Source organism: Streptomyces sp. NPDC054841 (genome assembly GCF_053611045.1).
This window is the reverse complement of record NZ_JBSGZO010000402.1, coordinates 1-8,043: the sequence shown is the minus strand read 5'-3', so window position 1 is coordinate 8,043 and position 8,043 is coordinate 1. Positions and strand designations below refer to the sequence as shown.

The 8,043-nt window shown below is 71.5% G+C and carries 8 protein-coding genes; 2 read left to right on the top strand and 6 right to left on the bottom strand.

From position 1 onward, the window contains the following. Positions 1–84: 84 nt before the first annotated feature. The 6 genes from ACWGI8_RS34610 to ACWGI8_RS34585 form a co-directional block, all read right to left on the bottom strand. Positions 85–1,488, bottom strand: coding sequence for a hypothetical protein (locus ACWGI8_RS34610; protein ID WP_453667076.1), 1,404 nt, complete (start codon positions 1,486–1,488; stop codon positions 85–87). Positions 1,489–1,502: 14 nt separating this feature from the next. After that, positions 1,503–2,504 carry a hypothetical protein gene (locus tag ACWGI8_RS34605; protein WP_453667074.1) on the bottom strand — a complete coding sequence of 334 codons (1,002 nt, stop codon included), beginning with the start codon at positions 2,502–2,504 and terminating at the stop codon, positions 1,503–1,505. Positions 2,505–2,773: 269 nt separating this feature from the next. Beyond that, positions 2,774–3,610, bottom strand: a complete 837-nt coding sequence (locus ACWGI8_RS34600; RefSeq protein ID WP_453667073.1) for a COG1470 family protein — start codon at positions 3,608–3,610, stop codon at positions 2,774–2,776. Positions 3,611–3,627: 17 nt separating this feature from the next. Further along, complete coding sequence (locus tag ACWGI8_RS34595; RefSeq protein WP_453667072.1) at positions 3,628–4,302, bottom strand: peptidase; 675 nt, start codon at positions 4,300–4,302, stop codon at positions 3,628–3,630. A gap of 168 nt (positions 4,303–4,470) precedes the next feature. After that, positions 4,471–4,974 (bottom strand): ATP-binding protein, encoded by a 504-nt coding sequence (locus tag ACWGI8_RS34590; protein ID WP_453667071.1) that lies wholly within the window; start codon positions 4,972–4,974, stop codon positions 4,471–4,473. 134 nt (positions 4,975–5,108) lie between these two features. Next, complete coding sequence (locus tag ACWGI8_RS34585; RefSeq protein ID WP_453667077.1) at positions 5,109–5,477, bottom strand: STAS domain-containing protein; 369 nt, start codon at positions 5,475–5,477, stop codon at positions 5,109–5,111. Positions 5,478–5,706: 229 nt separating this feature from the next. Between ACWGI8_RS34585 and ACWGI8_RS34580 the strand changes: the two genes are divergently transcribed. Continuing rightward, positions 5,707–6,684 carry an RNA polymerase sigma factor SigF gene (locus tag ACWGI8_RS34580; protein WP_453667070.1) on the top strand — a complete coding sequence of 326 codons (978 nt, stop codon included), beginning with the start codon at positions 5,707–5,709 and terminating at the stop codon, positions 6,682–6,684. Positions 6,685–6,773: 89 nt separating this feature from the next. After that, the gene (locus ACWGI8_RS34575) at positions 6,774–8,030 is read left to right on the top strand and encodes a DegT/DnrJ/EryC1/StrS family aminotransferase (protein WP_453667068.1); all 1,257 of its coding nucleotides are present in this window, start codon (positions 6,774–6,776) and stop codon (positions 8,028–8,030) included. Positions 8,031–8,043: the final 13 nt, after the last annotated feature.

Sequence of the window (8,043 nt, the reverse complement as noted above, 5' to 3'; positions counted from 1 at the left end):
CCAGCGGGTCGTGACCCGCGGGTCGTGATCAGCGGGTCGTGATCAGCGGGTCGTGACCCGCGGGTCGTGACCCGCGGGTCGTGATCACCGGGTCGTGCCGCGCAGCCGCCGCCACGGTGTGAAGGTGAACACCGCACCGCCCAGCAGGATCACCGTGCCCGCGACGAGGGCGAGGGCGTGCAGGGCCCCGCCGTCCTCGGCGCCGGTCTCGGCGAGGCCGCCGCCCGAGGCGCTGCCGCCGCCCGCTGATCCGGAGGCCGAGCCCCCGGAGCCCCCGGAGCCGCCACTCGCGCCGCCCGGCTGGGCGGAGGTGTCGAGCTCCAGGGAGACCCCGACATTCGCGGGCGGGGTGCAGGTCGTCGTCGTACCGAGGGCCTTGACCGTGAGGACGCCCGGGCTGAGCGTGGACTTTCCGCTGGCGCCGGGCTTGTACGTACCGGTCAGATCCGGGATCTCGATCGGGTCGCCGGCCTTGATGGGCTCCTTGTTCGTGGGGCCCTCGACATGGACGAAGCCCTTGTCGGCGCCGCCGAGCTTGACCTCCATGGACGGCTTGACGGAGTCGGCCGGGATCTCGGCGGGGCTGTCCATGACGGACTTGGAGAACTTCACGGTGAGGTCGTAGTTCCCGCCGTTCTTCTTGGCGTTGATCTTCACCGGGGAGACGGCCTCCTTGTCGCCGATGGGTGTCTTGCAGGAGTAGGCGACCTGGACCTCCTTGCCCTCGAAGTCGGTCTGGCCGCCACCGCCGCCGGTCGTACCGCCGGTGGAGCCGCCGGAGCTGCTCGTACCACCCGCGGCTGATCCGCCGGAGTCACTGCCACCGCTCGTGGAACCGCCGGAACTGCTCGTACCACCCGCGGCCGATCCGCCGGAGTCACTGCCACCGCTCGTGGAACCGCCGGAGGTGCTGCCGCCGCTCGTGGAGCCGCCCGTCGCCGTACCGCCCGAAGTCCCTCCGCCGTCCGTCACCTTGACGGTCGCGCCCGGCTGCACCGTCTCCTTCGGCGAGCACTTGGTGTCCGTCGAGATCGGCTTGGAGACGTTGATGTTGTACGCGCCCGGGGTCAGCGTGATCTCGCCGGGAGCCGTCAGCTTCAGCTTGCCCTTCATATCGGGGAGCACCATCGGGCTGTTCTTGGGGATCGGCGGGTTCTGCCGCGGTCCCTCCATCGCCAGCTCGGCCGTCTGCGCCCCGGCGACCTTGAGGGTGCCCGTCGGTTTGACCGTGTCCTTCTCCAGATCCAGGACGTCGGGGTTCTTGGACGCGGCCTGGACGGTCTTCCAGACCACCTCGATCTCGTCGCCGACCTTGGCCTCCGCGGGCGCGGTGATCTGGACCTTGGTGGTGCCCTGGACGGGCGGCAGACCGGAGATCGGCGGGGGGATGCACTCCGTCTTGTACGACACCTCGGCGGCGTGGGCCGGTCCCGCGGTCAGCAGGATCCCCGCGCCGCAGAGCATCAGCGCGACCCCTGCCGCGCTCATCCTCCGTTGCGTGCTCACGTGTGTCCCTTCGTCGTGGGTCGGTTCTCTGACGGTGCGGAGTCCGGGGTGAACCACGGCAGGGCCGTGGCGGTGGGTGGCACCGGTTCGGTGCGCGGTGCGTTGCGCGGTGCGTTGCGGTGACGGCCGGGAGGGGAGGCGCCGCGCCGGGGTCGTACGCGGTCGACGACCGCCATCCCGATCCGGAACAGCGCGGCCGGGACGACCACGGCCAGCAGCACCCAGAAGAGCGTCACGCCCCAGGGCCTGCCCACGCCCCACGGCTGCTCGACGAGCACCTTCGAGCCGTACCTCACCGAGACCTGGTAGTCGCCGTGCGCCCCCGCCGACAGCTGGACGGGCAGCTTGATCTGCGCCTTCTTCCCCGGCTGGATGGTGCCGCGCCACTGCCGCTCCTCCCACTGCGGGGCGAAGACGCCATGGGCGGTGCCGACCTCGAAGACGGGGTTCTGGACCGGGGCGGAGCCGAGATTGCCGACGGTGAAGACCAGCTCGCGGCTCGGCGGGGCGCCGAACCACACGAGCAGGCCGCTCGATCCCCGCAGATCGACGGCCGCGAGTACGGCGAGCTTGCCTCCTCCGGTGGCCTGGGGAAGCGGGGCGGTGGGGTGACCCGCGACGGTGAACGGGGCGTCCACGAGGGCCTGTTCACCGGTGACGGTGGCCACGTGCACGACGCACGGGCAGGGCTTCGGCGGCTCCGCGACCGGCATCTTCTTGCTGAACGCGCCCTTGGCGTCGGTGGTGACGGCACGGCCGTCGGCGTTGGCGCAGGAGTTGGTGCCGCCGATCACGCCACGGTCGGGTGTGGCCTGTCCGCAGATGAGCATCATCAGCAGCGCGCCCGGTCGCCATCCCGCGCCGCTGACGGTGAGGTCGCCGCCTTTGCCCGCCTGCTGGGCGGAGAGGCTGACAGTGGGCTCGGTGTCCGCGGCGAGGGCGGGCGGGGCGATGGCCGCGAGGCCGAGCACGGCGGCGAGGAGTGCGGCGAGGGCCACCGCGACGCGCCTGCGGCGGGCTTCTCCCCTCCCCGCCCCTTCCCGCTGTGTCGATGTGCGGATGCGCCGTGTGGGGGCTCCGCCGCCCCCGCCACCGCCGGGGTTCCGCCCCGGACCCCGTGCCCCAATCGCCGACGGGGCTGAGTTTGCGGGGCGGAGCCCCGGAATCCAGCCCGCCCGGCGTTCGAGGACACGGCCGAAGGCCGTGCGGGGGCCTGGGGCCCTGCCCACGGTTCGACAGCGGGCGGGGAGGGGAAACTTGCCGCCGTTCACCTTGGGGCTCCTGCCTTCGCCAATTGCCGTTGGGTAGCGGTCGGTTCGGCCGTGGGCGGCCGTCGGCGCGTGCGCCACAGCAGCGCTGCCCCGGCCGCCGCTCCGAGCGCGAGCGCCCCGCCCGTCACCTCGGCCCACGGGACGTAGACCGCGGTGGCCGTCGCCTCGGCCTGGGCGGCCCCCGGGGCCGTTGCACGGAGGGTGACGTCGACGGAGTCGAGGGCGGGCGGATCGGCCCAGGGTTCGGTCAGTTCGACGCGCTGTCCGGGGCGGAGTTCCACGGGCAGCGGGCGGGCAGGGCGTCGCAGCAGTTCGCCGGTGAGGCCCTCCGCGCGGACGGCCAGGCGCGGCGCGAGGACCGTGTTGCCGCGGTTGACCAGGGCGTAGTGGATGCGGCCTCCGTCCACCCGGACATCCTCCACGGTGAGCGCGGCGAGCGTCGGGCCGCTGACCCGCACATGGACGCGTACGACCACCTCGCGGCCGCCGGCCGACGCGACGACGCGGGCGGGGTGGTCGCCGGGCACCGCGGACGTCGGCACGGTGACGGCGAACGGCACATCGGCGCGGGTGCGGGGCGGGACGGTCACCGGGTCCCCGGCGAGGGCGATCCAGCCGGTCCCGGCAGGGCGCAGCCGTACGGTCAGCGGCTCGGTACCGCGGTTGGTCACGGACAGCCGGTCCTCCAGCACCGTGCCCGGCGGGCCCTCCACGTAGACGTACGGTCTGCCGCCCGCCGCGGGCTCCGCCGTCCAGCCCGGCTCGGCGGCCGTCGCGGCGGGCGCGGCTGTGGTGAGCACGTACAGCAGTGCGGCGGCGGCAGCGGTGATCACGGCGCTCCCCGGTTGTGTCAGCTCGTGGACCGCGCGTCGCTGCGGCGGGTCAGCCACAGGACGCCCGCCGCTCCCGTGAGCAGCACGGTGCCGCCGAGCGTGCCGAGCGCGAGCGCCGAGTCGAGCGGGCCGGTCCTGGGCAGCTCGCCCGAGCCCGAGGCCGTCTGCGAACCGCCCCCGCCGCCCGAGCCCTTGACGTCGAGTTCCAGCGACGGCTTCGGGTTGTTCTTGGGGGTGCAGGTCGTGGTCGTACCGAGTGCCTTGATGGTGAGCACCCCGGCGGTGAAGGTGGCCTTGCCGCTCTTCTTCGGGGTGTAGGTACCCGTCAAGTCGTTGATTTTGATGGGGGTGTTGGCGGGAATCGCCTCCGCGTTCGGCGGTCCGGACACCGGAACCGTGCCCTCCGCCACGCCGCCGAGCTTGATGAGCGCGCTCGGGTTCATCGCGCCCTTGCCCAGCTCGACCGGGCTGGACGACACGCCTTTCTGGAAGGACATCGTGAGCTTGTAGCCGCTGCCGCTCTTGACGGCCTTGATGTCGATCGGCGACACGGCGCCCTTGGGCCCGATCGGCGTCTGGCACTGGTAGTTCACGTCCACGACTTCGGCATGGGCGGCGGGTGCGGCCATCAGCACCACCGAGCCCGCCACCGCCGCTGCCAGCGTGAGAGCTGTCCGCTTCTGGTACGACACCTCGAGTTCCCCTCATGCCGGAAGGTCGCCGAATGTTACTGACGACACATCAGATTGGGCGCTCAAGGTACGCCTGGGCCCTGATGGAGGGAAGACAAAGAGCACGGCGGATCGCCGTGCTCCACAACAGCTTCAAAACCGCGGGGTCGTACCGCCACCGCGCAGGCCCTAGGAGGGCGCGGCCAGCTCCGCCCACACCGTCTTGCCGGGCATCCCCGGCGTCCGCACGACTCCCCAGTCCAGGCAGAGCCGCTGCACGATGAACATCCCGTGCCCGCCGGGCCGGCCGGCCCGGTGCGGGGTGCGCGGCGCCGGCTGGCCCGTGCCGCGGTCGGAGACCTCCAGGCGCAGCACCTTCGCATCGCTGGAGATCCGCAGCCGCTCCGGGCCCTCCGCATGCAGACAGGCGTTGGTGACCAGCTCGGAGACGACGAGCAGGACGTCCTCGGCGGCCGCCCTGCGGTCGGCGGAGGCGGCGGGCAGCCAGCCCCAGTCGTAGAGGGCCTGCCGGGTGAAGTCGCGGGCGAGCGGGACGATGCCGCTGGCGCTCTCCAGCGCGAGGGTGCGCGCCCGGCCGTCGGGGACGACGGATCCACCGTCGGCGTCGTCGGTGCGGGTACCGGACGGCTCGGGGCCGCGGTCGCCCGGCGGATGCTGCCGGGTGGTGCTCATCAGCGCTTCACCTCACCGATTCACCGGTTCGCAATTGAGTCAATACAGAGCGTGCGGGGTTCCGTGCAGTCCGCGGGGGTCTCCTGCCCGGACGTGTCGCGGCAACACCCACGCGGTCGGTCGGACGGCAGCGGTCAGTCGGTCAGTGCCGCTCCGAGCGAGTCATGAACGGTGAAGACCGCCTCCGCGCCGGTGATCTCGAAGACCCGGGCCACGACGGGCAGCATCCCGGCCAAATGAACCCCTCCCCCGACCGCCTCGGCCTTGAGCCGGGCACCGAGCAGCACATTGAGGCCGGTGGAATCACAGAACTCAAGGTGTGAGCAGTCGACGACCAAGCGTGTACGACCTTGATCCAGCGCGTCGTCGAGTGGCGCACGCAACAGATCGGCCGTGTGGTGATCGAGCTCACCCGCCGGCGTCACGACTTCACTCCGGCCTTCGGTTCGCACCTCGACCCGAAGCCGGCCCCGATTCGCGCTGCCGACCGTCCCGCGGTCCATGCCCGTCCTCTTCGCCGATGCCGATTGACGTCCGTAGAACATTACGCCTTTCGTACGCCGGCTGACACTCGAACTCCCCCATAAAACAGACATGTATGACATTTGACACTTGCAAGGTTCGGCAAAGACCGGGTAGGGCTAGTAGGGACACCAATCAACACGGCCGGCTTCGGAGGCGCCGCACACCGCAGCAACAGGTATTGGCATCGGCAGCCATATGCCGAGAACGATGGAGGAGACCATGTCACCCCGGCTCGACGAAGCGCGCACCCCCCACGCGCCGTCGACACGTCTGCACGATCACCTCGAATCCCCCGAACAGCACGACGAGACCCACGAGCACGACGCGCACCACGGGCGCGACGGACAACTCGAGTACTCAGAGCACTCCGAGCAGCTCGGACAGCTCGGTCTCCCGGCGATCCCGCCGTTCGACGAAGTCGGACCGGTGGACGCCCGGGCCCTGTCGAAGACGCTCTTCGCCCGCCTCGAAGTCCTCGAGGAAGGCACCCACGAGTACGCGTACGTCCGCAACACGCTGGTCGAACTCAACCTCGCCCTGGTCAAGTTCGCCGCCTCCCGGTTCCGCTCCCGCAGCGAGCCGATGGAGGACATCATCCAGGTGGGCACGATCGGCCTCATCAAGGCCATCGACCGCTTCGAGCTCAGCAGGGGCGTCGAGTTCCCGACCTTCGCGATGCCGACCATCGTCGGCGAGATCAAGCGCTTCTTCCGCGACACGTCCTGGTCCGTGCGCGTGCCGCGGCGGTTGCAGGAGCTCCGCCTCGATCTCGCGAAGGCCGGCGACGAACTCGCCCAGCAGCTCGACCGCTCACCCACCGTCGGCGAGCTCGCCGAGCGGCTCGGCCTCAGCAACGACGAGGTCGTCGAGGGCATGGCGGCGAGCAACGCGTACACCGCGAGCTCGCTGGACGCCCAGCCGGAGGAGGACGAGAGCGAGGGCGCCCTCGCGGACCGCATCGGGTACGAGGACCACGGCCTCGAAGGCATCGAGTACATCGAGTCGCTGAAGCCCCTCATCGCCTCGCTGCCGCCGCGCGACCGCCAGATCCTCTCCCTCCGTTTCGTCGCCGGCATGACCCAGTCGGAGATCGGCGACGAGCTCGGCATCTCGCAGATGCATGTGTCGCGGCTGCTCTCCCGCACCCTGAACAGGCTCAGGAAGGGACTCACGGTCGAGGAGTGACCGTCGTGTTCCTCCCCACCCGAAGGGTCCGTTCCGTCAAGGGACGGGCCTTTCCGCCTTATTGACGGTGCGGTCCGGTATGGGCCACATTGAGCCCGGGGCTCAGGGGGGACAATATGGCTGTTGGGGAGCCGCTGGGGACATGGGAAGCGCGGATGCGCGACCGCCTCGGCAGGGAATGTCTCTACGTACCGTCGTGCCGTCTGGGGCTGTATGTGGCACTGCGCCACTGGTGCCGGCCCGGTGGGCGGGTGCTGATGTCGCCCGTCAACGACGACGTCATCTTCTTCGTGGTGCTCGCCGCCGGACTACGGCCCGTTCAGGCGCCGCTGGACCCGCGCGACGGCTCCATCGACGTCGCGGCCGTCCCCGACCCGGTGTGGGGCGGACTGGCCGCGGTCATCACCACGAACCTGTACGGGAATCCCGACCCTGCGCCCGAACTGCGGGCCCGCTGCGACGCGTCGGGCATCCCGCTGCTGGAGGACGCGGCGCACGCGATCGGGTCGCGGGTGGGCGGGCGCCCGGTCGGTTCGTACGGTGACGCGTCGGTCTTCAGCCTCTCCAAGCACACGGCGGCGAAGACCGGGGGTTTTCTGGCCCTCGCCGACCCGTCGCTGCGCGGCGCTCTGGAGGAGGCGCGCGACGACCTCCTCGTACCGTCCCGGCTGCGCTCCGAACTCGCCTACGCCGTACGGCCGTACGCGGAGGCAGGCGTGCGCGGACTGCGGCTCGTGCGGGCGGCGCGGGCGGTGATGCGGCTGCTCGGCATGGAGGAGCGCGAGGAGATCCGGATGCCGCTGCGGGCGGGCGAGCTGAAGCAGGCGGTGTCGGAGGCGCCCGCGCTCGCCCCCTTCCACTCCTGGGTACGGGTCGACATGCACGACTACCGCATCACCGCGGGACGGCTGCGGCACAGACGCACGGCCCGGCTGCTGGACCGGCTCGACGAGCGTCTCGACGCACATCTCGCCGGTACCCGGCGGCTGTTGGCGAGCCCGTGGGGCGCACCCGGACCCGGCGCCGGTCCCGGCCCAGGCCCAGGCCCAGATCCCGGCGGAGTACAACCGCTGTTCCGCGTCCCGCTGCTGGTCGCCGACCGCGACGCCGCGATCGCCGCGCTCGCCCGGCACCGCATCACCACGGGCTACCTCTACGATCCGCCGCTCGACGACTACGCCGGCGAGCTCTTCACCGACCTGTCCCCGTCCCCCGAACCGGCCCGCTGGTTCGCCCGCCACGCCCTCCCGGCGGATCCGCTCAAGGCGGACCGCATCATCGCCGTACTGCGGGAGTCGGGCGTACGCCCGGCCGGCGTCCCGCCCCGGGGCGGGGCCGGTGGCTGATACGACCCGGCTG